The organism is Xanthomonas sp. NCPPB 1128, from assembly GCF_001043115.1.
Lineage (GTDB): Bacteria > Pseudomonadota > Gammaproteobacteria > Xanthomonadales > Xanthomonadaceae > Xanthomonas_A.
The window spans coordinates 28,392-54,030 of the sequence record NZ_LFME01000027.1 but is presented as its reverse complement, the minus strand read 5'-3'; the positions used below and the strand labels follow the sequence as shown (position 1 = coordinate 54,030).

Annotated in this window: 23 protein-coding genes; 12 read left to right on the top strand and 11 right to left on the bottom strand. The window is 65.5% G+C overall.

All coding sequences use genetic code 11. From position 1 onward, the window contains the following. The first annotated feature begins 8 nt into the window (after window positions 1-8). The 8 genes from ACP93_RS15775 to ACP93_RS15740 all read left to right on the top strand — a co-directional run bounded on the left by ACP93_RS15775 (window position 9) and on the right by ACP93_RS15740 (window position 9,699). Complete coding sequence (locus tag ACP93_RS15775; protein WP_048491624.1) at window positions 9-827, top strand: ABC transporter permease; 819 nt, start codon at window positions 9-11, stop codon at window positions 825-827. Window positions 828-867: 40 nt separating this feature from the next. Further along, window positions 868-2,205, top strand: a complete 1,338-nt coding sequence (locus tag ACP93_RS15770; protein WP_048491623.1) for an ABC transporter ATP-binding protein — start codon at window positions 868-870, stop codon at window positions 2,203-2,205. Further along, window positions 2,202-2,762: a CatB-related O-acetyltransferase gene (locus ACP93_RS15765; RefSeq protein ID WP_048491622.1), complete on the top strand. Its 561-nt coding sequence runs from the start codon at window positions 2,202-2,204 to the stop codon at window positions 2,760-2,762. Before ACP93_RS15770 ends, ACP93_RS15765 begins: the two co-directional genes overlap by 4 nt. A 62-nt stretch (window positions 2,763-2,824) precedes the next feature. After that, a complete protein-coding gene (locus tag ACP93_RS15760) occupies window positions 2,825-3,925 on the top strand; it encodes a class I SAM-dependent methyltransferase (protein ID WP_048491621.1) in 1,101 nt (366 codons plus the stop codon). 56 nt (window positions 3,926-3,981) lie between these two features. Next, entirely contained in the window at window positions 3,982-6,498 is a 2,517-nt protein-coding gene (locus ACP93_RS15755; RefSeq protein WP_048491620.1) for a glycosyltransferase family protein, read from the top strand. Window positions 6,499-6,554: 56 nt separating this feature from the next. Further along, a complete protein-coding gene (locus ACP93_RS15750) occupies window positions 6,555-7,469 on the top strand; it encodes a CgeB family protein (protein ID WP_228136068.1) in 915 nt (304 codons plus the stop codon). Between the two features lie 77 nt (window positions 7,470-7,546). After that, on the top strand, window positions 7,547-9,148 hold the full coding sequence (locus tag ACP93_RS15745) for a hypothetical protein (protein WP_131721662.1): 1,602 nt from the start codon (window positions 7,547-7,549) through the stop codon (window positions 9,146-9,148). A gap of 23 nt (window positions 9,149-9,171) precedes the next feature. After that, window positions 9,172-9,699 carry a hypothetical protein gene (locus ACP93_RS15740; RefSeq protein WP_048491617.1) on the top strand — a complete coding sequence of 176 codons (528 nt, stop codon included), beginning with the start codon at window positions 9,172-9,174 and terminating at the stop codon, window positions 9,697-9,699. A gap of 284 nt (window positions 9,700-9,983) precedes the next feature. Here the strand turns inward: ACP93_RS15740 and ACP93_RS15735 are convergent, their stop codons facing one another. The 10 genes from ACP93_RS15735 to ACP93_RS15690 form a co-directional block, all read right to left on the bottom strand. Beyond that, window positions 9,984-11,459 carry a hypothetical protein gene (locus ACP93_RS15735; protein ID WP_131721661.1) on the bottom strand — a complete coding sequence of 492 codons (1,476 nt, stop codon included), beginning with the start codon at window positions 11,457-11,459 and terminating at the stop codon, window positions 9,984-9,986. A gap of 74 nt (window positions 11,460-11,533) precedes the next feature. Continuing rightward, the gene (locus tag ACP93_RS15730; protein ID WP_048491615.1) at window positions 11,534-11,926 is read right to left on the bottom strand and encodes a GtrA family protein; all 393 of its coding nucleotides are present in this window, start codon (window positions 11,924-11,926) and stop codon (window positions 11,534-11,536) included. Next, on the bottom strand, window positions 11,923-13,218 hold the full coding sequence (locus ACP93_RS15725; protein ID WP_048491614.1) for an NAD(P)/FAD-dependent oxidoreductase: 1,296 nt from the start codon (window positions 13,216-13,218) through the stop codon (window positions 11,923-11,925). Before ACP93_RS15725 ends, ACP93_RS15730 begins: the two co-directional genes overlap by 4 nt. 22 nt (window positions 13,219-13,240) lie before the next feature. Further along, window positions 13,241-14,185, bottom strand: coding sequence for an NAD-dependent epimerase/dehydratase family protein (locus tag ACP93_RS15720; protein WP_048491613.1), 945 nt, complete (start codon window positions 14,183-14,185; stop codon window positions 13,241-13,243). A gap of 1 nt (window position 14,186) precedes the next feature. Further along, window positions 14,187-14,915 carry an SDR family oxidoreductase gene (locus tag ACP93_RS15715; RefSeq protein ID WP_048491612.1) on the bottom strand — a complete coding sequence of 243 codons (729 nt, stop codon included), beginning with the start codon at window positions 14,913-14,915 and terminating at the stop codon, window positions 14,187-14,189. 2 nt (window positions 14,916-14,917) lie between these two features. After that, window positions 14,918-16,225 (bottom strand): FAD-binding oxidoreductase, encoded by a 1,308-nt coding sequence (locus ACP93_RS15710; protein ID WP_048491611.1) that lies wholly within the window; start codon window positions 16,223-16,225, stop codon window positions 14,918-14,920. Beyond that, window positions 16,225-17,613 (bottom strand): UbiA family prenyltransferase, encoded by a 1,389-nt coding sequence (locus ACP93_RS15705; RefSeq protein ID WP_048491610.1) that lies wholly within the window; start codon window positions 17,611-17,613, stop codon window positions 16,225-16,227. The genes ACP93_RS15710 and ACP93_RS15705 overlap by 1 nt, the downstream gene beginning before the upstream one ends. A 121-nt stretch (window positions 17,614-17,734) precedes the next feature. Next, window positions 17,735-18,712 carry a lysylphosphatidylglycerol synthase transmembrane domain-containing protein gene (locus ACP93_RS15700; RefSeq protein ID WP_048491609.1) on the bottom strand — a complete coding sequence of 326 codons (978 nt, stop codon included), beginning with the start codon at window positions 18,710-18,712 and terminating at the stop codon, window positions 17,735-17,737. Window positions 18,713-18,732: 20 nt separating this feature from the next. Continuing rightward, complete coding sequence (locus ACP93_RS15695) at window positions 18,733-19,674, bottom strand: electron transfer flavoprotein subunit alpha/FixB family protein (RefSeq protein WP_048491608.1); 942 nt, start codon at window positions 19,672-19,674, stop codon at window positions 18,733-18,735. Further along, the gene (locus ACP93_RS15690) at window positions 19,674-20,420 is read right to left on the bottom strand and encodes an electron transfer flavoprotein subunit beta/FixA family protein (protein ID WP_048491607.1); all 747 of its coding nucleotides are present in this window, start codon (window positions 20,418-20,420) and stop codon (window positions 19,674-19,676) included. Before ACP93_RS15690 ends, ACP93_RS15695 begins: the two co-directional genes overlap by 1 nt. A gap of 226 nt (window positions 20,421-20,646) precedes the next feature. Between ACP93_RS15690 and rfbB the strand changes: the two genes are divergently transcribed. The 4 genes from rfbB to rfbD are packed head-to-tail and all read left to right on the top strand — an operon-like array spanning window position 20,647 to window position 24,113. Continuing rightward, the gene (gene rfbB / locus ACP93_RS15685; protein WP_048491606.1) at window positions 20,647-21,702 is read left to right on the top strand and encodes a dTDP-glucose 4,6-dehydratase; all 1,056 of its coding nucleotides are present in this window, start codon (window positions 20,647-20,649) and stop codon (window positions 21,700-21,702) included. Between the two features lie 58 nt (window positions 21,703-21,760). After that, window positions 21,761-22,648: a glucose-1-phosphate thymidylyltransferase RfbA gene (gene rfbA / locus ACP93_RS15680; protein WP_048491605.1), complete on the top strand. Its 888-nt coding sequence runs from the start codon at window positions 21,761-21,763 to the stop codon at window positions 22,646-22,648. After that, entirely contained in the window at window positions 22,645-23,202 is a 558-nt protein-coding gene (rfbC, locus tag ACP93_RS15675) for a dTDP-4-dehydrorhamnose 3,5-epimerase (RefSeq protein WP_048491604.1), read from the top strand. The genes rfbA and rfbC overlap by 4 nt, the downstream gene beginning before the upstream one ends. Further along, the gene (gene rfbD / locus ACP93_RS15670) at window positions 23,199-24,113 is read left to right on the top strand and encodes a dTDP-4-dehydrorhamnose reductase (RefSeq protein ID WP_048491603.1); all 915 of its coding nucleotides are present in this window, start codon (window positions 23,199-23,201) and stop codon (window positions 24,111-24,113) included. The genes rfbC and rfbD overlap by 4 nt, the downstream gene beginning before the upstream one ends. An 86-nt stretch (window positions 24,114-24,199) precedes the next feature. Here the strand turns inward: rfbD and ACP93_RS15665 are convergent, their stop codons facing one another. Further along, entirely contained in the window at window positions 24,200-25,603 is a 1,404-nt protein-coding gene (locus ACP93_RS15665; RefSeq protein WP_048491602.1) for a mannose-1-phosphate guanylyltransferase/mannose-6-phosphate isomerase, read from the bottom strand. Window positions 25,604-25,639: the final 36 nt, after the last annotated feature.

Here is a 25,639-nt window from a genome sequence, read left to right as displayed (position 1 = left end):
ACTTCCTGATGAGCAACTCTCTTTCGCCGGCATCGGCGCTGCGCAGCTTCGCGCAGCACCGCAAGCTGATCTACCAGCTCGCCAAGCGCGAGGTGCTGGGCCGCTACCGCGGTTCCATCGCCGGCCTGGCCTGGTCGTTCTTCAATCCGCTGTTGATGCTGGCGGTCTATACCTTCGTGTTTTCCTACGTGTTCAATGCACGCTGGGGCGGTTCGGTGGAAACCAACCGCGCTGAGTTCGCGATCATCCTGTTCGCCGGCATCATGGTCCACGGCTTCCTCTCCGAGTGCATCAGCCGTGCGCCGATGCTGGTCCTGGCCAACGCCAGCTACGTCAAGAAGGTGGTGTTCCCGCTGGAGATCCTGACCTGGTCGGCGGTCGCCTCGTCGCTGTTCCACATGCTGATCACCCTGTCGGTCCTGCTGATCGCGCAGTTCCTGCTGCTGCATCGGCTGCCGCTGACGGTGCTCTATTTCCCGCTGGTGATCGCGCCGCTGGTGATGGTCGCATCGGGAGTGACCTGGTTCTTCGCCGCGCTGGGCGTGTACTACCGCGACATCGGCCAGATCACCGGCCTGCTGGCGACCGTGCTGCTGTTCATGAGCCCTGCGCTGTATCCGATCACCTCGCTGCCGGAAGGCATGCGCAAGTGGATCTATCTCAATCCGCTGACCTTCATCATCGAACAGTCCCGGAATGTCTTGATGTGGGGGCTGCCGCCGGACTGGATGGGCTTGCTCAAATATTCCATTGGCAGCCTTGTCGTCGCCTACGTGGGCTACTACTGGTTCCAACTGGTACGCCGCGGTTTCGCGGACGTCGTCTAATCGCTCGCTGAAGCATTCGCTTCGATTTCAAAGGTCCATCATGTCGGAATTGGCGATTCGCGTCTCTGGCGCCTCCAAGTGCTATCAGGTTTACGACAAACCGCACGACCGCATCAAGCAGGCGTTGTTTCCGCGGGTCGGACGTTCGTTGGGCCTTGCCTCGCGCAAGTACTTCAAGGAATTCTGGGCGCTGCAGGACGTGTCCTTCGAGGTGCGCCGTGGCGATACCGTGGGCATCATCGGCCGCAACGGCTCGGGCAAGTCGACCCTGTTGCAGATGATCTGCGGCACGCTGTCGCCGACGTCCGGGTCGATCCAGGTGAACGGGCGCGTGGCCGCGTTGCTGGAGCTGGGCGCGGGCTTCAACCCCGAGTTCACCGGGCGCGAGAACGTGTTCATGAGCGCGTCCATCCTGGGCCTGACCCATGCGGAGATCGAGGCACGCCTGGACCGCATCCTGGCGTTCGCCGACATCGGTGATTTCGTCGATCAGCCGGTCAAGGTCTATTCCAGCGGCATGTACGTGCGCCTGGCGTTCGCGGTGATCGCACACGTGGACGCCGACATCATGGTGGTCGACGAGGCGCTGGCGGTCGGCGATGCGGTGTTCGTGCAGAAGTGCATGCGCTTCCTGCGCGCCTTCCGCGAGCGCGGCACGCTGCTGTTCGTCAGCCACGATACCGGTTCGGTCCTGAGCTTCTGCCAATCGGCGCTGTGGCTGGACAAGGGTGTGATGCGCATGCATGCCTCAGCGCAGGAAACCACCCAGGCCTACATCGAGTACTGCGCGCAGGAAAGCTATGGGGACGAGGTGAAGCTGCAGGCGCTCGATCAGCGCGAAGGCAAGGTCATCGGCCCGCGTCCGGTGGCCAAGCCCGTGGAGGAGATCAAGCTCGAGCTGTTCGACAACATCGCCCACTCCGATGGCTGGCAATCGGGTGCCGCCAGCATCGCGTCTGTGGTGCTCACCAACCTCGACGATCCAGGCCGGCCGTATTTCTTTGGTGGCGAGCATGTCGCGCTGCGCATCGTCGCTCAGGTGCATCGCGACATGAAGAGTCCCATCCTGGGCTTTTTCGTCAAGGACAGCCTGGGGCAATCGCTGTTCGGCGAGCACACCTTCACCCATGTGCAGCCGCCGCTGGAGGTGGCCGCAGGCAATCTGCTGGAAGCAGAGTTCGTCTTCCACCTGCCATTGCTGCCGAACGGGGATTACTCGATGACGGTCTCCGTCGCCGAAGGCGATCCTCTGACCAATACGCAGCACCACTGGCTGCACGATGCGGTGATCCTCAAGGTGTCTTCGCCGTCCCTGCGCTACGGATTGGTCGGCATTCCGTTCGAGCGGGTGCAGATGAAGGTGGCGGAATCCCAATGAGCGATACCTACCAAAGCAGGATCGCGCTGCTGAGCAGCGACGATCCGCGCATCAGCGTGGGACGGTTCACCTATGGCACGCCGGCCCTGAAGGTGTGGGCCGAAGACGAGTCCATTGCCATCGGCGCGTTCTGTTCGATTGCCGACGATGTGGTCATCTTCGGTGGTGGCGAACACCGCAGCGACTGGGTGACGACGTTCCCGCTGCGCATCGCCTTTGGCGATCCGCTCGCCAAGCGCGACGGCCTCCCGGCCAACAAGGGGCCGACCCGTATTGGCAACGACGTCTGGCTGGGGCACGGTGCGATGGTGCTGTCCGGCGTCAGCATTGGCGATGGCGCCATTGTCGGCGCGGGTGCCGTGGTCGCGAAGGATGTGCCGCCTTATGCGATCGTCGCCGGCAATCCCGCCAAATTCGTCCGGAAACGCTTTTCCGAACAGCAGATCGAAGCGCTCCTCGCCATCCGCTGGTGGGATTGGCCGATCGAAAAGATCCATGCCTGCCAGCATCTGCTATGCAAGGACGATGTCGATGCCTTCATCGCCCAGTTCCAGTAGCGCATCCAGCGTGATGCGTAGTGTGCATATCCCTTCGGGAATGTCGTGTACGGAGCACAATCGTGATCAATTTTCCTATTAACAATACGATGTTCCTGCATCCGCAGTGCACTCCGGAAAGTGCCTGGATGGGGCATATTCCGTTCGCCGGATGGTTGATCGAGGAAATGCGCCCGGGAATCCTGGTCGAGCTGGGGACGCATCGTGGTGCGTCCTACCTGGCGTTCTGTCAGGCGGTGCAAGGCTGCGCTGTCCAGGCCAAGTGCTATGCCGTCGATACCTGGGAAGGCGACGAGCACGCGGGCGTCTACGGCGACGAGGTGTTCTTTACGTTGCTGGACTACCACCAGCGCAACTATGCGGATTTTTCGCGTTTGATGCGCATGCGCTTCGAGGAGGCGGTGGAGTACTTCGAGGACGGCAGCGTGGATCTGCTGCATATCGATGGATTGCATACCTACGACGCGGTCCGCAACGATTTCGAAACCTGGGCGAGCAAGCTATCCAAGCGTGCGGTGGTGCTGTTCCATGACATCAACGTCAGAGAGCGCGATTTCGGCGTGTGGCGCTATTGGGCGGAGATCCGCCAGCGCTATCCGTCGTTCGAATTCACCCACACCCATGGTCTGGGCGTGCTGCTGGTGGGCGAGGACCAGCCCGAGGCGCTGCGCCAGCTTTGCGCATTCACTGCGGTTGACGGTGCGCCGATCCTGATCAATCGCCTGTTCGAGCATGTCGGGCAGCTGATCTCGACCAAGCTGGACATCGGCACGCTCGCGCGGGAGCAGGGCAGGCTGGCAGGATTGTTGAACGAGAGCGAAGCGGCGAAGGGCGACATCTCCGCCGAGCTTGCCGGCTTGCGCGAAACGCATGCCGCCTTGCAATCGAAGTTGGATGAACAGGCCATCGCTTATCGCAATGAAGTGACGCATAGCGCTGAGCTTTCGGCGAAGGTGGCGGAAGTCCCGGTGTTGATGGGGCGCCTTCAGGAAGAGCTGGTGCAGCTCACCGAAATGCTCTCGGCCAAGGAGGCGGAAATGCAGCGCATTCAAGCGGAAAAGCAGCAGCACGAAGTGGCGCTGGAGCGGATGCGCGCCTCGTTCAGCTGGCGCCTGATGGCGCCGTTGCGGGCGATGAAGCGAATGTTCACCGGTGCTCAATGATGTTAATATTGTGGTAATCGATCCGCGCGCACGGATCTTCGTACCCGGAACTTTTGATGAAGCCATGGCGCGTCCTGCTCCTCGACACCAAGCGGAGTAATCCCAACCATTACATTTGCTTGGCCATCGCCAGGGCGCTCGAGCAACACGGCGGTGTCGAATGCATGATCAAGGCCGACTACGGATCGGCCATCGCGCAGGCGCAGCGGCATGGATGCAACCTGCTGCTCGCCTTCGACGGCGAGGAGCTGGATCGCTCGGTGGTCGAGCGCTTGGTGGATGTGTGCGGTCGCGCTGTGCTCTGGGTCACCGAGGATCCTTACGAGCGCAGCATCAACGTGAAGAATTCGGATCTGTTCGATCTGGTGTTCACGAACGATGCCGGTAGCGTCGCTGGATACGGCGCCAAGGGACGGCATCTGCCCTTCGCCGCGGATGAGCATTTTCATTTCCATGCACTGCCCGAGGCAGACGACGGGCACTACTTCTACGATCTGTTCTTCGCGGGCACGGCCTGGCCGAACCGGTCGGAGTTTCTCGGCAAGCTGCAGGCCGCGATTCCCGATATCCGGTTGAAGTTGGCGTTGCCCGCCAATCCGTACATCCCCGCGCCCAAGCTCGGCATGGAGCTCAGCGAATACGACTGGCGCACGCCGAACACCGAGTTCGCCAAGTTCGCCAATCGCAGCCGCTCGGTGCTGACCCTGCACCGTGCGTTCTCCTCCTCGGGCAACGATCCGGTCGCACATACGCCGGGACCGCGCTTCTTCGAAGTGGCGTTGGCCGGTGGCTTCCAGTTGGTGGATACCTCCATCCCCGAAATTCGGGTGGACGACTTCTTCACCGAAGGCAAGGAGTACGTCGGTTTCTCCAGCGTGCAGGAGTGCATCCAGAAGCTGGAGCATTACCTGGCCTATCCGCAGGAGCGTCTGGCGATCGCGCGCGCCGCGCAGCAGCGCGCCATGACCGAACACCTGTACGCCAATCGGGTGCAGACACTGTTCGCCGAACTGGAGGCGCTGGCGGTGGCGCCGGTGTCGGTGCCTTCGCTGCAGCCGGCGCCCAAGGCGCGCCGGCGCATCATGATGGTGTCGCACAACATACTCGGCGTGGAGCCTTATGGCGGCGTGGAGGTCTATCAGGATTCCGTGCGCCAGGCGATCGGGGACGAATTCGAGCTGTTCTTCTACGTTCCCGATCGGACGGTGACGCCGGTTGGCATGCGCTACGTGGTGTACAACGAGGCGATGCAGGTGGTCCAGAGCTTCGACTGCGCTTCGACGCTCGACGACTCGCTGCTGTCCTGCCCCGAACGCGAGCAGGTGTTCTCCAGGTTGCTGGAGAAGTTCCGGATCGACCTGGTGCATTTCCAGCATCTGATCGGCCATGTGCCATCTCTCGGCTTCATTCCGTCGGCGCTCGGAATTCCCGCGGTGTTGAGCCTGCATGACTACTACGTCGTCTGCTCGCGCTTCAACCTGCTGGACTACCGCGGGGTGTACTGCAACATCCCCGCGCTGCCGGCGGAGACCTGCGATGTGTGCTTGAACGCGGCGCATGGCCTTGGAGCGGGAAGCCAGGCCAAGCGCAGGGCCTTCTTCGGCCGCATGTTGTTGGCGATGGACGCGCTCCATGCCAACACCGAGGGCGTGGCATCGCTGTTCAGGACCATGTATCCGTTGTTGGAAGGAAGCGAGAAGCTTCGGGTCATGGGCGTGCCGATGCCGCTTGGCGACGAGCGTGCGAAGGTGCCGCAGCACCCGCCGGAAATGCCGGATGCGCCGCTGCGGATCGCCATCGTCGGCAACTTCACCAAGAACAAGGGCGGCGACCAACTGGTCCATGCCTTCAACCAGTTGCGTACGGACAATGTCGAATTCACGGTGATCGGGCGGCTTTCCGAGCCGTACAACGACATCTTCAACGTGCTGAAGATCCCGAACCTGCGTGTGCATGGCGCCTACCGCCCAGGCAGCCTGCCGCAGATACTGGCCGGCTTCTCGATGTCGATGCATTTCTCCATCTGGCCCGAGACCTACTGCATCAGCCTGTCCGAGGCGTGGAGCGCGGGGCTGGTGCCGATCGTATCGGACACCGGCGCACTCGGCGAGCGGGTGGCCGATGGCCTCAACGGATTCAAGCTGCCAATGGGGGAGTCTGGCGCCATCGTCTCGCTGGTCCGGCGGCTGATCGTCGATCGCGCAGAGGTCGAGCGCGTGCGCGCGAACGTGCATGCCGGGCTCGGTGTCGGTCACCAGGAACACATGCAGTGGCTCAGCGGGCTCTACCACGGCTTGCTGGCGCAGTTACCGCCGTGGCGCGCGCGTGACGCAGGGACCCCGCCGCGTGGGCATACGCTCAAGGAGATCGGCGTGTTGTTGATGGATCGAGAGTGGACCATCCAGCCGCAAGGTGCGACCGTCGTGGTGAACGAGGTTGCGCAGTTGGTGCCGACGCCAGAGCCGGGACGAGTGCGCCGGCTATACCGGTATTTCAGGAAGAACGGCGCGATGAACACGGCACGCAGGCTCGCCTCCGAAGTCGTGCGCCGCCTCTCTGGAGCTGCGAAATGAGCATGCCCTCTCGCGTCCTGGTCTGCGGCGCTTCGCCGGACAATCAGAATCGCAACGTGGTGCTGCGCAGCTACGTGGCCGAAGGCTTCTGGCAGTTGCGTGGGATCGAGTTGGTGGTGAACGTGCCGCTCGAGCACGCAGCGACCAAGGCCTGGTCGGCCAGGCCGGAGCTGGTGGTGTGCTTCGGTTCTTGCATGCCCGACGATGCCGACTACAGCGGCATCAAGCGCTACTGCGCGCAGACCGGCGCAACGCTGGTGTTCTGGCTGCACGACGATCCCTACGAATTCGATTTCAGTTACAAGATCAGGGACGTTGCGGATCTGGTCTTCAGCAACGACAAGTGGTGCGCCGAGCATTACGACCATCCGCGCGCGTTCCATCTGCCACTGGCAGCGAGCGAACGGGCGCACTGGCGTCCGATCTCGGCGACGAAGGACGTCAACATCTTTTTCTGCGGCGTCGCCTTCGGCAACCGGATCAAGTTGCTGCGCGATCTGGCAAAGCCGTTGCAGGAGCACGCTGCGGTCGTGCTGGGCGACGGCTGGCCGGAGTCGGAGTTGCCGTTCTGCCGCAATCAGCGCCTGCCCAACAACGAGCTCTCGGATCGGTATGCGCGCGCGTGGATCACGCTGAACATGGGGCGCGACTATCACTACGCCAACGACCGCTTCAAGCTGGATCCCTCCACGCCGGGCCCGCGCACCTTCGAGGCGGCGATGGCCGGTACGACCCAGCTGTTCTTCGTCGAAAGCCTGGAGATCGTCGATTACTACACGCCCGGCACCGAGGTCCTGCTCTACAACTCCGTGCGCGAGTTCCGCGAGTGCGTCGAGGCCATGGCCGGCGATCGCAATCGCTGCCTGGCGATCGCCACGGCGGCCCAGCAGCGTACGTTGCGCGAACATACCTATCTGCACCGCGCGCAGACGATGCTGCAGCATGTGCAGGAGTGGCAGGCAGGTCGTTGACGGGGAGGCCGAGGCTTGGCCAACGGCCGATCTTCGGCCATGGGGAACGTGGGGCGCGTACGTGAGGAGTCAGTAACGTGGCAGTGGAGTTGTGGGGAAGCTTGGCGCTTTGCGTCGCGGTGGCGTTGTCGTTGCTCGGCGTGGGGGCGGGATTGCTGTCGCTCACCGAGGCCGGACGGCGGCTGCACGGCCTGGAACTGCTGGCGTATTCCGTCGCTGTCGGCGTCGTCGGGCATGGTGCGCTTGGCGTATTCGTCGTCTCGCTTCCCAGCGACAACCGGCTCAATGCCTGCATCGGGTTCGCGCTGCTGTACGCACTCTCCTGCTGGCAGTGGTATCGCCACGGCGTGCTCGGCAAGCTGCTGGCGGGGCGTTGGCGGCTGACCGTCCTTGGCTTCGCCGCGTGGATCGGCATGGCGCTGTCGTGCATGGCGATCGTGTCGATGCCGGTGCGCTTTCCCGGCGAGTTGCCGGATGGGCCGTACGTGATCAAGAACCACCATCTGCACGTCAAGGTGCAAGTGATGATGGGAGCGTTTCCGGCCGACAACTATTTGCCATACTTGTCCAGCGAGTTCCTGCTGCGGGACATCCAGTTCGCGTTCGAGCGGCCGCTCATGCCCGGGCAGGAGCTGTCCAACCGCCCCATTCTGATGTCGCTGGTGAACGTGCCGTTCCGTGCCGTCCTGGATCCGCCGGCCAAGCAGGCGCGTGCCCTGCCCAGATTCAGCTATGTCGGCCAGGATTGGCCGGACGTCGGGAGTCTGGGCGACGACGACGCGTTCCGGCAGTTTCTGGCTGTCGGCATCGTGTTGAACAGCACGCTGTTGCTCGGTGCGGCATTGTTGCTCATGCGCGCCGGACTGCGCGGCGCGTATGTGCTGGCCGGATTGCTGCTTGTGGTCAGCAGCCCGTACTTCATCGCACAGACCCTGTTCACCTGGCCGAAATCCCTGGGCGGCTTCTTCCTCATCCTCGGTGCCTACACCTTGCTGTCGCGGCGTTCTGCCTTCGTCGCCGGCGTGCTGGCGGGCATGGCGTACTGGTCCCACCCCTACGCGATCGTCTTTGCCGGATGTTTCGGGCTGTACATCCTGCTGCGCGATGGATTCAAGCCACAGTGCGTGCGCAACGTGATTGCCTATGGGCTGGCGCTGGCCGCCTGCGTGCTGCCTTGGTGGCTGTGGACGCGGTGGTACTTGCAGATTCCGTCGGACCTGGTGGCGCAGAACCTGCTGAGCTCGGCGAGCCTGATAGATCTGATCTGGATCCGCGTCGCCAACGCGGCCCGGACATTCCTGCCGATGTATCTCGGAACCTATCCGTTGGTGCCGAATCAACTCTTCCAGGAGTTACTGGTGTCCATCACCGGTGCTATGGGCGTGTTGCTGATTGCCCAGGCGTATGCGGGCGCATGGATTTACGGCAGTCGCCGGCCCAAGGAACTCTTCGCCTTCGTGCTCTTGCCCTGTGCACTGCTGGTGGGCGTGTTCAGTGCGCCGGCGATTCCTGCGGTCCATGGCCTGCAGGCCATCGGTATCGTGTTGTGCGTGTTCGCGATGAAGTTCATGCAGGAACGGATGAACCATCGGGTCGCGCTAGCCTGTGTGATTCTTCAGCTATTGCTCAATCTTGGCTTGTTGTGGGTGCGGGCACGCGCCTTGCTGCCATCGGCCTGACGTGGAAATCGAGGAGAAGCGAAATGCGTGTGCGTTCCATGCTGGCGATGGCCTCCGTCCTGTGGGTGCTGGCCGGCTGCAGGCAGTATCCTGCCAGCGAATGCGAAAAGTACCTCGCGGCAGGTGACGTCTCCGTCCGCGTTCCGTTGGACGACTCCTCCAATGCTGCGATCCCGTTGAACGATCGGCAGGTGCTTGCCGGCACATTTGCGCCTCCGGCCACTCTGCAGATCAAGCGAGCCGCTGTGCAGATCGGCAACAGCGGTGGTGCCGCGCAGGGCAAGATTTCGCTCAAGCTCTGCCAGGATGAGCGCTGCACGATCGGGCGTGCGGACCTCGCCGGCTCCAGGGACAACGATTATCTGGCGGTGACGCTGGAGTCCGAGTTTGCCATGCGCCAGACCGGTGGCGTGGTGCGCTACGAACTAGCGCGGGAGTCCGGGGACGACAAGCTGGTCGTCTGGATCTATCCGGCGCAGGGCAAGGAGTCGCTGATGCTCAACGGCAATGCGGAGAGCAAGGTGCTTAATCTGATGCTGTATCAGCGCTAGCGCATTCCGGCCGACGCGCATGGACGGGGCATCTCCTTCGTCGGGGTGCCTCGCATGCACGTCGCGCTGCCTCCTGCCGTTGTGGCCGATCATCTGTCCGTGCGTGCCGCGGATACGCCGTCAACGCCTTTGATGGTGCCTGATCCGGCGCCAACTCTTGCCAACTTCCTGTGCTGCGGTACGCCTTGTGTGTGCCTGAGCGCGCATGCACCCTGTATCGCGGACGTATCGCGTGCAGGCGCTGGCTTGATCGGCCAAGGATCTGGAACTGCGGGAATCTGTGGTCAGGGATTGTTCTTGAAATGGATGCACTTGGTGCAACCCAGATCCTGCTCGATGAGCGGCGCATACAGGTGCATGGGCGGATTGAACTCGCGATCCAGTTCCGTTAACGGGCGATCCTTCACGTAGCCCAGTGTCTGCTGCTGCACCTCGGCTTCCTTGACGACGTTGGCCCAGAGCACGTCCGAGGGAGTAAGCAGGTAGGGCCAGATCTGCGGAATGATGACGCGAATGAAGGCCGCCGTACCTGCCGCCGATCCAAGCGACAGGAGCAGCAGCGGCACCAGCATCGGCTTTCCGAGCTTGCGCGCCACGATGCCGACGAGCGCACTGATCGGCACGTAGGCGAAAAAGGTGGCGAAGATCAGATAGCGGGTGCCGAACAGGTAGCCGTCCAGGCTGTGCGGGTCCAGGGTTCCCTTGGTCCGCAGCACCGGAAGCGCGCTATACAGCGCCAGTGCGAGGCTTGGGAAGCCGACCACGATGCTGGCCAGCATCAGTGATGGCCGCGACTGCGCGCGCGCACGCTGGGCCAAGGCAATTGCGGAGGCAAGCAGTGCGGCGAGCAGCGCCAGGCCGTAGATGGCATCAACCGGGAAGGCTTCCACGTCCGGCCAGCGGAAGCGTCCACTGGCCCATAACGACTGCAGCCCGCCATGCACGAGGCCCATGTACAGCGCGCCGAAGCGTTTCACCAATGTCTGCAGCGGCACCGCCAGTTCCTGGGTGGGCGCACCATAGGTCATCATGGCGCCGTGCAGGGCCGTCAGCACCGTGAAGATCGCGATGATGCGCCAGAGACGATGCGGAAGCCGCTGACTCCACATCAGCACGCAGCAGGTGATCAGGGTGGTGGCGCTGATCACGAAGCCCACGCCGAGAAAATGCATCGAGGCGTAGCTCCAGGCCATCGCCCACGGTAAGGCGTGCTCGTCGCCCAGGCCGCTGGCGCGGATCAGATAACGCAGGCCCATCGCTGCGCAGGCGAGACAGAGGAACTGTCCGGCCATGAACGGCCAGGTCACCATCTCTGCAATCGCCGGCTGCAGCAAGAATACGACGGCGAGCAGATAGCTCGCCATCCGGGACACGTTGCGGTCCGTGCCCAGGGCATCCAGCGTCGTGCGTGCCAAAGACGCCAGTGCGGTGCCGAGCAGGCCGAGCAGCAGTATCTGCCGCCAGAACCATAACTGCTCGCTGGCGCCAAACCACCTTGCTTGCAGGAGTTCGGCGGCGAAATACAGTGGCGTGTAGTGGCCGCTGTACGACGCATAGATATGGGTGTCGAGAAACTCCGAAAGGTCACCACTGTGCGCCCAGGCGATAAAGCGCCCGGACTCGGCCCTGAACGGTTGAATGTTCAATCCGGACCAGTGGTAAAACGCTCCCAGAAAGAACGTCAGCGCCAGCCAGGGAACCAGGAATCTCCTTGCGAAACGCATGACGCCTTGCCGGGAAAGTTGGGAAGAAAACGTCATGACATACCTGCTCGGTGACGGATGGCGCGGAGGTCGAAGGCCATCCGCCATACAGCGGCAAGGCGGGAAGCGGATCAGTTCTTGAAGGACAGGTACTTGTGGCCGAGGTAGCTGGTTACTACGGGCACGGCGACGCCGATCGCGTGGGCGATCGTTTCGTCCAGATAGCGGATGCCGAGCCAGGGGAACACCCACTTCGCCAGCAACAGGCTGATCGCCAGGGTCTGCAGCAGGGCGACGGCGTTGACCACGACGAACCAGGCGATCTGCGTGCGCTGGGTGTTGGAGGTTTCCTTGAACGCCAGCTTGCGCATCAGGATGAAGGCCGTGGTCATGCCGACCAGATAGGCCAGCACGATTGCGGCGGCATACGGCAGCCAATGGCTGAAGAGAATGCGCGAGCCGAAGTTGGCGGCGGCAGCGATGCCGCCGGACAGCAGGAAGAAGAAGAACCGCTTGCTGATCATGCGGTCGTCGCGACCTCGGCCAGGCGCCTGCCGACGTCGATGCTTTCGTTGATCGAGCGATCTTCCGGGTAGTAGTAGGCCGTATCGGCCATGTAGAAGCCCGCCAGCGGCGTCTTCATCGGCGGCAGCATGTCCTGGAACCCCGGCGGGCAGATGGTCTGCGCGTACTCGTAGCGATGGCAATGTGTGGCGCGGATCCATTCCGGCTTGAAGTCCGGATTGATCATCGGCAAGTAGCTGATGACTTCGTCGATCAGCTGCTGGTTGCTCCACTGCCATTTCGGATGGGTCTTGGGCATGTAGTAGGGCGCATACACGATGTGCTCGCCCGGGCCCTTGCCGGGGTTGAGGTTGCTGTATTCGATCAGGCCGGGGATGGAGATCCGCTCGTCGCTGATGTTCATCCAGAAGTTCTCGCTGACCGGCTTGGACAGCTTCAGGATCACGCAGGCGACCGGGATGTTCTCGATCGCGGCGACCTGGTCGGCGAAGGTCCTGGGCAGGCCCGGCACCATGCCGGGCACGTACTGGATCGGTGCCGTCGACACCACGCCGTCGTAGGCATGATGGCCGTCGCGGGTGCGGATGCCGGTGACCTTGCCATCGACCGAGGCGACCTCTTCGATCGGTTGCGACAGCAGGATGCGTCCGCCCAGGCGCGTCACTTCCGCAGCCATACGCTCCAGCAGCACGGCCGAACCGCCTTCCAGATAGCCCATGCTTTCGTTGAACAGGTTGCGCCGCGACAGTGCCACGCGCTTGATGCGGGTGCCGATCCACGACGCGGACAGGTCGTTCTGGTACTCGAAGAACTTCAGCGCGAAGGCCTTCTCCCACATCACCTTGTAGGCCTTGGGGCCGATCCAGCGGGTGATCCAGTCGCGCGCGTTTTCCTTGTCCAGCGCAGTCCAGTCGCTGATGCCCTTGGTGTGCATGACGTGCAGGGCGTAGCGGATCTTGTCGACCAACCCCAGGTGCGGGAAACCGAGCAGTGCGAACGGCGTTCCCCACTTGTGCAGCTTGCCCTGGTAGTAGTACCCCATCTTGGTGTCCGTCCAGTGCAGGCGGTCGGACAGCTTAAGGTCCTCGAGCAGCTTGAACAGCGGAAAATCGGTCTTGCAGATGAAGTGGTAGTAGCGCTCGATGCGCAGGCCGTCGAAATCGAAGTCCGCGGACATGCCGCCGATGCGGTCGTCGCGTTCGTAGACGTCGACCTGATGGCCTGTCTTCAGCAGTTCCATGGCAGCCATCAGGCCCATGGGGCCGCTGCCGACGATCGCGAATGTACTCATGGTTCTGGTCTCGTATGACGGTTCAGCGCTTGAGCACGATGTGGCTGTAGCGCGGGTCGGTATAGCTTTCGCGGATCGCGTCTTCGAACGGCGTCTGGCGCACGCCGAACACCGCTTCGGTATCCACGCCCTTGAAGTCGTCGCCGGCGCTCAGCGCATTCAACTGGTCGGCGGTGAACGGCGGCTTGGAACTGAAGAGCGAGTACACGCGCAGCAGGAAGGCGAAGAAGCCGATCGGGATATGCACGATCAGGGTGTGCAGCTTCTTGACCCGCTTGATCGTCTTGATGATGTCGACGTAGTCCACGCGCGTATCGCCGACGATGTCGTAGACATCGCCCTCGGGTTCGCGTTCGATGCACTTGGCGATGCAACGGCAGAAGTCGCGCTCGTACAGCGGCTGCCGCATGAAGCGGCCGTCGCCCGGGATCGGGAACACCGGCGTCTTGGCCATGAAGCGCGACAGCCAGCCCAGGTGCTTGGGATCGAACCAGCCGAACATCAGGGTCGGACGCAGCACGCAGTGGCGCAGGCCGCTGGCGACCACCATTTCTTCCTGGGCGCGCTTGGTGTTGGTGTAGTCGTCCTTGGCCACCGAGTTCACCACCGAGGAACTGATGTGCACCAGGTAAGGCACGTTTGCCGCGCGGCAGGCGTCGAGCACGTGCGCGGTCGCGGTCAGGTTGTTGCGGGTGAACAGGTCGGTGGTCTTGCCGGTGATCTGCGCGTGCAACTGGGCAACGCAGGCTGCGCCCTCGAATTCGCGGGCCCAGCCGCCGGGCTCGGCCAGATCCGCCTCCACCACGCGTACCGCCGGGTGCAGCTCGCGCAGGATCTGCAGGTTGTGCGCATGCTTGTCGATCGCCACCAACTGGGTGTAGCCCTGCTGCTCCAGTTCGACGATCAGGTTCTGCCCGACCAGTCCCGCGGCGCCGGTGATGACGATCTTGGCGTGTTTGTCGGTCATGTCAGAGCTTGATCCTGCGGAAAACGAATTCGGGAATGGATTTGATGACGAACATGATCGCCCACCAGAAACCGGGCAGGTAGGCGACCGCGCGGCGGCCGTCGACGGCGCGCAGGATGCCCTTGGCGATCTGGTCGGGCTTGGCCCACAGCGCGCCCTTCTTGAAGGCGGCGGTCATCGGCGTATCGACGAAGCCCGGCTTGATCGTGAGCACATTGATGCCGTCCGGGCGCAGGCGCTGGCCGAGGCCGCTCAGGTAGGCGCTGACCGCGGCCTTGGCGCTGCCGTAAAGGTAGTTGCTGGCGCGGCCGCGGTCGCCGGCCACCGACGAGATCACCGCCAGCGTCGCGCCCGCGCGCAGGCGCGGCGCCAGCGCGGCGCACAAGGCGATCGTCGAGGTGCCGTTGGTGGCGAACTCGCGCAGCGACAGGTCGACCGAGGCATCGCACGCGGCCTGGTCGGGCAGCGTGCCGTGGGCGATCAGCACCACGTCGACGCCGCCCAGCGCGGCCCATGCGGCATCGAAGGCCGCCGCATGGCCGGCGCTGTCGTTGACGTCGAGCACGCCGCAACTGGCCTTGCCGCCGCGCGCCGACAGATCCGAGGCGATGGCGCCCAGGCGCGCGGCCTGGCGGCCGAGCAGATGGAGGGCCGCGCCGCGCGCGGCGTAGTGCCGGGCAGTGGCCTCGGCGATCGCCGAGGTGGCGCCGATGATGAGGACGCGTTGCATGTTCACTCCGTGACCCGGCGCCAGAAGCCGGAAGAAAAGCGGGGATCGAGATAGCGGCTGAAGTCCTGCCAGCGGGCATAGGCACGCTGGAACGAGGCGGCAGACATGCGCGCGTCCTTGGCAGGGTACAGAGCGCCGTCGGCGGCGTCGACGATGCGGTCCAGCCGCTCCAGCAGGCGAAGCACGTCGGCGCCATCGTTGGGGAAGTCCAGCGCCAGCGTGGTACCCGGGCGCGGGAAGGACAGCATGCCGCGCCCGGGGAGGTCGCCGAACTCCTTCAGCACGGCCAGGAAGGAGCCGCTGCCGCTACGGGCGATTTCCGCCAGCAGCGCGTCCACGCCGTCGCGTGCGGTGGCCGGCGGCAGCACGCACTGGTACTGCAGGAAGCCGCGCGGGCCGTACATGCGGTTCCAGTGGCGGATGCCGTCCAGCGGATAGAAGAACGGCAGCAGGTGGCTCAGCCGGCGCTTGCTGCGCGCGGGCTGGCGCCAGTAGTACAGGGCGTTGAATGGGCGCAGCGACAGCGTGTTGACCAGCGAGACCGGCGGCGTCAACGGCATCGCCAGGCCTTTGCCGGGCGAGGCCGGGCGCTCATCGGGCAGGCCGGCGCAATGATCGGCGCGGGTGAAATGGCCGCGGCCGCGGGCGCGGCCGCTGGCCAGGCAGTCGATCCAGGCGACGCTGTACTCGTGGCTGTCGGCGGAGGCGGTGGACAGCGCGAAGAACTCGTCGAGCGAGCCGAAGCGGATGTTCTCCGTCTCCAGCACCGGGCTCGGCACGCGGCGCAACTGAATCTCCGCCCAGGTGATCAGCCCGGTCAGGCCGAGTCCGCCGACCGTCGCCGCGAACCAGCCGTCGGCATCGGCGTCCGGCGTGCACAGGCGACGGCTGCCGTCGCTGCGCAGCAGCTCGAAGGCGAGCACGTGGTGGCCGAAATTGCCGGTGCGGTGATGGTTCTTGCCGTGCACGTCGTTGGCGATGGCGCCGGCCACGGTGACGTAGCGGGTGCCCGGCGTCACCGGCAGGAACCAGCCCTGCGGCAGGACCAGATCGATGATCTCGGCGAGCGTGACTCCCGCCTCGCAGCGCAGCCGGCCTGACGCGGGGTCGAAGCCGATGAAGTGGTCCAGACCGCGCGCGCACAGCAGGGTGCCGTCCGGATTGAGGCAGCTGTCGCCGTAACTGCGGCCGTTTCCACGTGGCAGCGCGTTGCCGGCGAAGGCCGGCAGGGTGGCCGCCCGGTCGGCGATCGGCAGCAGCGTCTGCGTCGCGTGCGGGTAGCGTCCCCAGGACTGCCCGGCATCGGCCATCAGATGGCGCTCAGCGCGAACAGTCCGCACAGCACCACGACCACCTGGCTGACCCGGTCGGTGGCGGCGAACACGATGGGGTCGTCGTGCATGTCGCCGCGGTGCGCCACGATCCAGACCCGGCTGACCCAGTACAGCAGTACCGGACAGATCAGCCACAGCAGCTTCGGATGCCGATACAACTGCACGCTTTCCGGGCTGTTGATGTACAGCGCCATGACCATGACCGCGATGTAGCCGGCCGCCGCGCCCATCGACTGCAGCAGCACCAGGTCTTCCACCGAATAGGCCCGCCCGCTGGCCTTGGTCTTGCCGCTGCCGAGCATCGCGTGCAGTTCGGTATAGCGCTTGAGCAGCGCCAGCGAGAGGAAGATGAACATCGAGAACGCCAGCAGCCAGAACGACAGTTCCAGGTCGATGGCCACCGCGCCGCCGATGATGCGCACGGTGTACAGCGCGGCCAGCAGCACCACGTCGATCATCACGATGCGCTTGAGCCGCAGCGAGTACGCCAGGGTCATCACGTAGTAGGCCAGCAGCACCAGGGTGAACTGCAGGTTGCAGGCCAGCGATAGGGCCAGTCCGGCCACGGTCAGGGCGGGCGCGGCGAACAGGCCCTGCAGCAGCGGCAGCCGGCCGGCGGCGAACGGCCGCTTGCGCTTGCGCGGATGCTGGCGGTCGGGGGTGAGGTCGAGCAGGTCGTTGAGGACGTAGACGCCGGAGGCGCACAGCCCGAACGCCACCATGGCGATCACCGACTGCAGCACCGATTCGCCCTCCAGGAAACGGTGCGAGGTCAGCAGCGGCACGAACACCAGCAGGTTCTTCAGCCATTGGTGCAGGCGCAGCGCCTTGAGCCAGGCGCGGGCGCGCGGCGGCGCCGGCCAGTGCCCATGCACGGTGGTGCGCTGTGCGGCGGCCGCACGCAAGCCGTTGCCGTTGTTGACCACCCAGGCGCCACCGGCCTTGTCCCACACGTGCAGGTCCACGCGGCCATTGCCGGCATAGTCGAAATTGCCTTCGCCGAACCGCTGCACCAGCACATCGGCCTTGTTGCGGCCGGACAGATTGCGTTGCCCGTCACTGGCGATGACCTCTTCGAACAGGCCCAGGTGCGCGGCGATCGGCGCCACCAGCAATTGGTCGGAGGCGGTGCACAGCACGCGCGGGCGCTGCGGCGTGGTGCGCAGCAGCTCCAGGACGTGTTCGTTGTAGGGCAGCGTCTCGGCCGGGAGCGTGACCCGCGCGGCCAGTTCGCGCTTCAGCGCGGCCTTGCCGCGCAGGAGCCACAGCGGCAGCATGAACACGTACAGCGGATTGCGGGCCAGCAGTGCCAGCAGGGACTCGTAGAGGATGTCCGAATTCAGCAGGGTTCCGTCCAGATCCACGCAGAGCGCGCGCCCTGAGACAGCCGGGCGGTCGGCGGGAGAGCTGGGGGGAAGGGACATGCTGCGGCCTGGCGATGCATAGCGGGGCCGCGATTATACCTGTGACACGCTCTGGCCCCGCTCAGCCGGCTTGGCGCCGCTGCAGGAATTCGGTCGTGCCCATTGCCAGGGCGCCCACGGCGACCGCATACCAGAGCGTCACCAGCCGTGCGGCCACCGCGACCGCGATCGCATCGGCGGTGGCGACGCCCAGCCGGTCCAGCATCAGCACGATCGCCAGTTCAGTGGTGCCGACCCCGCCGGGCACGAAGGACAGCGCGCCGATCAGCATCGCCAGCGGGTAGATGCCGAACGCGACCAGCGGGTCCAGATGCAGGCCCAGGCCGTGGCACAAGCCGACGAAGACCGCCGAGGTCAGGCCCCAGGCGCCCGCGCCCGCGATCAGGCTGCGCACCATCTGCGCGGTGCCGAGGCAGGCACGCAGCTCCATGGCGGCGAACACGGCGAACTGCGCCGCCCCCCGCAGCCAGCGGCCGGGCAGACGCCGGCCCACGCTCTCCAGCCACGCCAGCAAAGCCGGCCAGGCGGCGGCGCCGAACAGCAGGGCGACGAAGCCCAGCACCACTGCGGCGAGCGTGCCCAGGGTGGGGAAGACCGGTGCGGCCAGCAGCGACAGCGCCAGGATCACCAGCAGGTCGGAGGCGCGCTCGAACACGAACACCGCCAGCGTGCGCCCCGCCGGCACGCCCATGCGCGCGAAATAGCGGATGCGCAGCAACTCCCCGGCCTTGCCGGGGGTGGCGGTCAATGCGAAGCCGGCCAGGTAGGCGGTCCATCCGAGACCGAACGGCACCGTATGGCCCTGTCGCTGCAGCAACCAGCGCCAGCGCCAGAAGCGGCACAGGTAACTGGCCGAGACCGGCAGCACCGCCAGCGCCAGCAACGGCCAGATCGCGCCGAGCCGGGCGAACGTGCCGTTGCCGCGGTCGATCCACCACAGGGCGGCCAGGTAGCCGCCGCACAACAGCACGACGAACAACGCCAGATGATCCGCACGGTGGCGCGGCGCGGGCACGCCATCGGCGCCGTGCGGCATCATCCCCGGGCCTCTGCGACGGCTCAGCCCAGCGCCTTTTCCAGCTCCGGCAGCACCGTGAACAGGTCGCCGACCAGGCCGATGTCAGCGATCTCGAAGATCGGCGATTCCGGGTCCTTGTTGATCGCGACGATAGTGCCGGCGTCCTTGATGCCGGTCAGATGCTGGATGGCGCCGGAAATGCCGATCGCCACGTACAGCTCCGGCGCGATGATCTTGCCGGTCTGGCCTACCTGCAGTTCGTTGGGCACGTAGCCGGCGTCGACCGCTGCGCGCGAGGCGCCGACCGCCGCACCGAGCTTGTCGGCGAGCTGGTAGACGATCTGGAAGTTCTCCGCCGAGCCGACGCCGCGGCCGCCGGAGACCACGCGCTTGGCGCTCTGCAGGTCGGGACGGTCGGACTTGCCGGCGGCCAGGCCGACGAAGCGGGTGTGGCTCGGCAGCGACGCGTCCACGCTGGCCGCTTCAACCGCCGCGCTGCCGCCTTGCGCCGCTTCCGGCCAGGAGGCGCTGCGCACGGTGGCGACCACGATCTGGTCGGCCGGCGCCTGCACGCTGATGATGGCGTTGCCGGCGTAGATCGGGCGCTTGAACGCGTACTCGCCGTCCACCGCCATCAGGTCGGAGATCTGGTTGACGCCGAGCAGGGCGGCCACCACCGGCATCAGGTCCTTGCCGAAGGTGGTGGAGGGGCCGAACACGTGGGTGTAGCCCGCCGCCAGAGCAGCGATCTGCGGGCCCAGCACCTGCGCGATGGCGTGTTCGTTGGCAGGATTGGCGACGGTGAGGACGCGGGCGACGCCCGCGATCTGCGCGGCCTGGGCTGCCACCGCGGCCGGATCGGACGCCAGCACCACGATGTCGATGGCCTCGGCCGACAGCGCCTGCGCGGCGCTGACGCACTTGGCGGTGGCGGCGTTGAGCTGCCCGTTGAGATGTTCGGCGATGACGAGGATCTTGGCCATTACAGCAACCCCTTGTTCTTCAGTGCGGCCACCAGTTCGGCGGCATCCTTGACCATCACGCCGCGGCTGCGCTTGGCCGGCGGGGCGTAGTGGGTGGTGGTGAGGCTGTCGTTGGCCTCCACGCCCAGATCGGCGAACGCCAGCGTCTGCAGCGGCTTGCTCTTGGCCTTCATGATGTCCGGCAGCTTGATGAAGCGCGGCTCGTTCAGGCGCAGGTCGGTGGTGACCACTGCCGGCAGGTCCACTTCCAGGGTTTCCAGGCCGGCGTCGACCTCGCGGGTCACCGTGGCCTTGCCGTCGGCCACCACCAGCTTGCCGGCGAAGGTCGCCTGCGGCCGGCCCCACAGCGTGGCCAGCATCTGCCCGGTCTGGTTGGCGTCGTCGTCGATCGCCTGCTTGCCCAGGATCACCAGGTCCGGCTGCTCCTGCTCGACCAGCTTGAGCAGGGTGCGCGCGGCGGTCAGCGGCTGGATCGCCGCGTCGGCGACCACGTGGATGGCGCGGTTGGCGCCCATCGCCAGGCCGTTGCGCAGGGCGGCGGCGGCGTCGGCCGGGGCGATGGTGGCGACCACCACCTCGCTGGCGATACCGGCATCGCGCAGGCGCAGCGCTTCTTCCAGGGCGATTTCGTCGAACGGGTTGGCGGAGAGCTTGACGCCCTCGGTGACCACGCCGGAGCCGTCCGGCTTGACCTGGATGCGGACGTTGTAGTCCACCACGCGCTTGTAGGCGACGAGGATTTTCATCGTGTACGAGATCCTTCAGCAGTGCGGGAAGGCCCGGCCGCGGCGGCTGGCACGGGGCAGTCGGAGGATTCTAACCGGGCGCAGGGGACCATGCGAGGGCGTATGGTGGGGTCTTCGATGGGGCGCGATCGCCGCGTGCGGCGACCACGACCGGTTCATACAAAGCGTATATCCTGTGTGGTTTGGACATTAGGCGCTGACCGCGCCCAATCAGGAGAAACACACAGTGGCGACTTGGCTCGTAACCGGCGGTGCCGGTTTCATCGGCGGCAATTTCGTGCTCGAGGCGGTGGCGCGCGGCATCCGTGTGATCAACCTGGACGCACTGACCTACGCCGGAAACCTGAACACGCTGGCGTCGCTGGAAGGCAACCCCGACCACGTGTTCGTGCACGGCGATATCGGCGACCGCGACCTGGTGCGCCGTCTGCTGACCGAGCACCAGCCCGACGCGGTGGTGAATTTCGCCGCCGAAAGCCACGTGGACCGCTCGATCGACGGCCCCGGTGCCTTCATCCAGACCAACGTGGTCGGCACCCTCGGCTTGCTGGAGTCGGTGCGCGATCACTGGAAGGCGTTGCCGGAGGACCGTCGCGATGCGTTCCGCTTCCTGCACGTGTCCACCGACGAGGTCTACGGCACGCTGGGCGAGACCGGCAAGTTCAGCGAAACCACCCCGTATGCGCCGAACTCGCCGTACTCGGCGTCCAAGGCCGCGTCCGATCACTTGGTGCGCGCGTTCCACCATACCTACGGCCTGCCGGTGCTGACCACCAACTGCTCCAACAATTACGGCCCGTACCACTTCCCGGAAAAACTCATTCCGCTGGTGATCGCCAAGGCGCTGGCCGGTGAGCCGCTGCCGGTGTACGGCGTCGGCAAGCAGGTGCGCGACTGGCTGTTCGTCGGCGACCACTGCGAGGCGATCCGCACCGTGCTGGCCAAGGGCAAGGTCGGCGAGACCTACAACGTCGGCGGCAACTCGGAGAAGCAGAACATCGAAGTGGTGCAGGCGATCTGCGCGCTGCTGGACGCGCGACGTCCGCGCGAAGACGGCAAGCCGCGCGCCAGCCAGATCACCTACGTCGCCGACCGGCCCGGCCACGACCGCCGCTATGCGATCGACGCCTCCAAGCTGAAGAACGAACTGGGCTGGGAGCCGCAGTACACCTTCGAACAGGGCATCGCGCTCACCGTGGACTGGTACCTGAGCCATCAGGACTGGGTGCAGGGCGTGCTCGATGGCAGCTATCGGCTGGAACGGATCGGCACCGCGGCATAACCCGCGTCCCTCGCATGCGCCCGCACATCCACATGCGGACGTCCAAAGGAAGTACCTCATGACACAACGCAAGGGCATCATCCTCGCTGGCGGCTCCGGCACGCGGCTGTACCCGATCACCAAGGGCGTCAGCAAGCAGCTGCTGCCGGTGTACGACAAGCCGATGATCTACTACCCGCTCAGCGTGCTGATGCTGGCCGGCATCCGCGAGGTGCTGATCATCAACACCCCGCACGAACAGGCGCTGTTCCAGGCACTGCTGGGCGATGGCGCGCAGTGGGGCATGGACATCCGGTACGCGGTGCAGCCGAGCCCGGACGGGCTGGCGCAGGCCTACCTGATCGGCCGCGACTTCGTCGCCGGCAAGCCGAGCTGCCTGGTGCTGGGCGACAACATCTTCCACGGCCACGGCCTGACCGAGACCCTGCGCCGCGCCGACGCGCGGCAACAGGGCGCCACCGTGTTCGGCTACTGGGTCAACGACCCCGAGCGCTACGGCGTGGCCGAGTTCGATGCGTCCGGCAAGGTCATCGACATCGAGGAAAAGCCGGCCAAGCCGCGCTCCCACTACGCGGTCACCGGCCTGTATTTCTACGATGGCCAGGCCAGCGACCATGCGGCGGAACTGAAGCCCTCGCCGCGCGGCGAACTGGAGATCACCGATCTCAACCGCCGTTATCTGGAAGCCGGCGAGTTGCACCTGGAAGCGCTGGGCCGCGGTTATGCCTGGCTGGATACCGGCACCCACCAGTCGCTGCACGAAGCGTCCAATTTCATCGAGACCATCCAGTCGCGACAGGGCCTGCAGGTCTGCTGCCCGGAAGAGATCGCCTTCGGGAACGGGTGGATCGATGCGGCGCAGCTGGAGAAACTTGCCGCTCCGCTGCGCAAGAACGCCTATGGCACCTACCTGCATGAATTGGCTGTACGAGGAACCGTTCCGTGAAAGTGATTGAAACCAATCTGCCCGGTTGTGTGGTGATCGAGCCGGCGGTGTTCGGCGACGCGCGCGGCTATTTCTTCGAGACCTGGAACGCCGAGCGCTTCGGCGAGCATGGGCTGCCCACGAAGTTCGTGCAGAGCAACGTCTCCACCTCGGCCAAGGGCGTGCTGCGCGGCCTGCACTACCAGTGGCCGCGGCCGCAGGGCAAGCTGGTCAGCGTGCTCGAGGGCGAGGTGTACGACGTCGCCGTCGACATCCGCCACGGCTCGCCGCACTTCGGCCGCTGGGCCGCGGTGGTGCTGAGCGCGGAGAACAAGAAGCAGTTCTGGATTCCGGAAGGCTTCGCGCATGGGTTTGCGGTGCTGTCGGAGCGCGCGGTGTTCAGCTATCTGTGCACCGACGTGTACGTCAAGGAAGCCGATGCCGGCGTGCATTGGGACGATGCCGCGATCGGCGTGGACTGGCCGATCTCCGAGCCCGTGCTGTCGGGCAAGGACGCTGTCGCGCCGTTCCTGGCCGACATCCCGGTCGAGCGCCTGCCGGTCTACCAGCCATGAGCGTGCTGGTGTTCGGCGGCAACGGCCAGGTCGGGCAGGAACTGCTGCGGGCGCTGGCCGAGCAGGGGCCGGTGGTCGCGACCACGCGCAGTGGCCAGTTGCCCGACGGCAGCGCCTGCGAGCGCGCCGATTTCGACCAGCCGCAGACCCTGGGCGAACTGCTGGACCGGCTGCGGCCATCGGCGGTGGTCAATGCCGCGGCCTACACCGCGGTCGACCGCGCCGAACAGGATGCCGAAGCGGCGCACCGTGCCAATGCCGACTCGCCGGCGGCGATCGCTGCCTGGTGCGCTGCGCATGGCGTGCCGATGGTGCATTACTCCACCGACTACGTATTCGACGGCCAGGGCACGCAGCCCTATGCCGAGGACGCGCCGACCGCGCCGCTGGGCGTGTACGGCGCCACCAAGCTGGCCGGCGAAGAGGCGATCCGCGCCTCCGGTGCGCAGCATCTGATCTTCCGCACCGCTTGGGTGTACGCCGCGCATGGACACAACTTCCTGCGCACCATGCTGCGGGTCGGTGCCGACCGTGACGAATTGAAGGTGGTCGCCGACCAGGTCGGCACGCCGACCCCGGCGGCGCTGATCGCAGACGTCACCGCGCGGGTGCTGGCGCAGCGCGCGACGCTGCCGTCCGGCACCTGGCACCTGACCGCGGCCGGCGAGACCACCTGGCACGGCTTCGCCGAGGCGATCGTCGCCGAGGCGGTGGCGGCGGGCCTGTTGTCGCGCGCGCCGCGGGTGCTGCCGATCACCACCGTGGAGTATCCGACCCCGGCCAAGCGCCCGGCGTATTCGCGCCTGGACGTGTCGCGCCTGCAGCGCGATTTCGCGCTGGAACTGCCGCAGTGGCGCGATGGCCTGCGCCAGGTGATCGGCGAACTCGCTGCGGCAACGCCGGCCGCCTGATCCGTTATCCCGCCAGAACACCACGCAGCCGAAAAACAAAGAGCCGGGCAGTGCCCGGCTCTTTGCGTTTGCGGCCTGCGCCGGACTCAGGTACGCCCGTAGGTATCCTCGAAGCGCACGATGTCGTCCTCGCCCAGGTAGCTGCCCGACTGCACTTCGATCAACTCCAGCGGCAGCTTGCCGGGGTTCTTCAAACGATGCGTCACCCCGAGTGGGATGTAGGTGCTCTGGTTCTCGGTGAGCAGCAGCACCTCGTCGCCACGGGTGACCTCGGCGGTGCCGCTGACCACGATCCAGTGCTCGGCCCGGTGGTGATGCATCTGCAGGCTCAGCGTGGCGCCGGGCTTGACGGTGATGCGCTTGACCTGGAAACGCTGGCCGTTGTCGATCGAATCGTAGGCACCCCACGGACGGTACACCTTGCGGTGCCAGGTCGCCTCGGAACGGCCATCGGCCTTGATCCTGCCGACGATGTCCTTCACTTCCTGGATGCGTTCGCGATGGCCGACCAGTACCGCATCGTCGGTCTCCACCACCACCACGTCCTGCAGGCCCACCATCGCGATCAGGCGCGAGCCGTAGGCGTAGGTGTTGCGGCAATCGATCTCGATCACGTCGCCGTGGTGCGCATTGCCGTTGGCATCCTGTGGCGACACGTCCAGCAGCGCCGACCACGAGCCGACGTCGCTCCACTTCGCGTCCAGTGGCACCACCACCGCGTCGGCGGTCTTCTCCATCACCGCGTAGTCGATGGAGTCGGAGGGGCTGGCAGCGAAGGCGTCCTTGTCCAGACGGGTGAAGTCGGCATCGCGCTTGGCGGCCTGCCATGCGGTGGTGCAGGCATCGGCGATGGCTGGCTGGAACTTGCGCAGTTCTTCCAGGTAGCGCGAGGCGCGGAACAGGAACATGCCGCTGTTCCAGTAGTACTCGCCAGAGGCCAGGTAGTTCTTTGCGGTCGCCAGGTCGGGTTTTTCGACGAAGCGCTCGACCGCGCGCGCGCCGTCGCCGGCGGCGGCCTTGATGTAGCCGTAGCCGGTTTCCGGCGCTGTCGGCTTGATCCCGAACGTCACCAGCTTGCCTTGTTCGGCCGCGACGGCAGCCACGCGCACCGCGGCCTGGAAGGCGGCTTCGTCGCCGATCACGTGGTCGGAGGGCAGGACCAGCAACAGCGGATCGGCGCCATCGCGCGAGGCCTCCAACGCTGCCACGGCGATCGCCGGCGCGGTGTTGCGGCCCTTGGGTTCGAGCAGGATCGCATGCGGCTTCACGCCGATCTGCTGCAACTGCTCGGCCGCGACGAAGCGGTGCTCCTCGTTGGCGACCACGATCGGTGCGTGCGCGGCAACCGGTGCCGCGCGCTGCCAGGTGGCCTGCAGCATGCTCTGCTCGCCGACCAGCGGCAGGAACTGCTTGGGATACGACTCGCGCGACAACGGCCACAGGCGCGTGCCGGAACCGCCGGACAGGATGATGGGAAGGACGTCGCTCATGGGCGGGGGAACTCCATAGTGCGTCTAGGGGGAGGG

Bases quoted from the DNA above. Each gene is read 5' to 3' on its own strand.
- ACP93_RS15730 (WP_048491615.1), bottom strand. From the start codon at position 11,926: ATGATCAGCAAGCGGTTCTTCTTCTTCCTGCTGTCCGGCGGCATCGCT.
- ACP93_RS15765 (WP_048491622.1), top strand. From the start codon at position 2,202: ATGAGCGATACCTACCAAAGCAGGATCGCGCTGCTGAGCAGCGACGAT.
- ACP93_RS15710 (WP_048491611.1), bottom strand. From the start codon at position 16,225: ATGGCCGATGCCGGGCAGTCCTGGGGACGCTACCCGCACGCGACGCAG.
- ACP93_RS15695 (WP_048491608.1), bottom strand. From the start codon at position 19,674: ATGGCCAAGATCCTCGTCATCGCCGAACATCTCAACGGGCAGCTCAAC.
- ACP93_RS15690 (WP_048491607.1), bottom strand. From the start codon at position 20,420: ATGAAAATCCTCGTCGCCTACAAGCGCGTGGTGGACTACAACGTCCGC.
- rfbA (WP_048491605.1), top strand. From the start codon at position 21,761: ATGACACAACGCAAGGGCATCATCCTCGCTGGCGGCTCCGGCACGCGG.
- rfbD (WP_048491603.1), top strand. From the start codon at position 23,199: ATGAGCGTGCTGGTGTTCGGCGGCAACGGCCAGGTCGGGCAGGAACTG.
- ACP93_RS15700 (WP_048491609.1), bottom strand. From the start codon at position 18,712: ATGATGCCGCACGGCGCCGATGGCGTGCCCGCGCCGCGCCACCGTGCG.
- ACP93_RS15775 (WP_048491624.1), top strand. From the start codon at position 9: ATGAGCAACTCTCTTTCGCCGGCATCGGCGCTGCGCAGCTTCGCGCAG.
- ACP93_RS15720 (WP_048491613.1), bottom strand. From the start codon at position 14,185: ATGACCGACAAACACGCCAAGATCGTCATCACCGGCGCCGCGGGACTG.
- ACP93_RS15725 (WP_048491614.1), bottom strand. From the start codon at position 13,218: ATGAGTACATTCGCGATCGTCGGCAGCGGCCCCATGGGCCTGATGGCT.
- ACP93_RS15665 (WP_048491602.1), bottom strand. From the start codon at position 25,603: ATGAGCGACGTCCTTCCCATCATCCTGTCCGGCGGTTCCGGCACGCGC.
- ACP93_RS15735 (WP_131721661.1), bottom strand. From the start codon at position 11,459: ATGACGTTTTCTTCCCAACTTTCCCGGCAAGGCGTCATGCGTTTCGCA.
- ACP93_RS15755 (WP_048491620.1), top strand. From the start codon at position 3,982: ATGAAGCCATGGCGCGTCCTGCTCCTCGACACCAAGCGGAGTAATCCC.
- ACP93_RS15715 (WP_048491612.1), bottom strand. From the start codon at position 14,915: ATGCAACGCGTCCTCATCATCGGCGCCACCTCGGCGATCGCCGAGGCC.
- ACP93_RS15770 (WP_048491623.1), top strand. From the start codon at position 868: ATGTCGGAATTGGCGATTCGCGTCTCTGGCGCCTCCAAGTGCTATCAG.
- ACP93_RS15740 (WP_048491617.1), top strand. From the start codon at position 9,172: ATGCGTGTGCGTTCCATGCTGGCGATGGCCTCCGTCCTGTGGGTGCTG.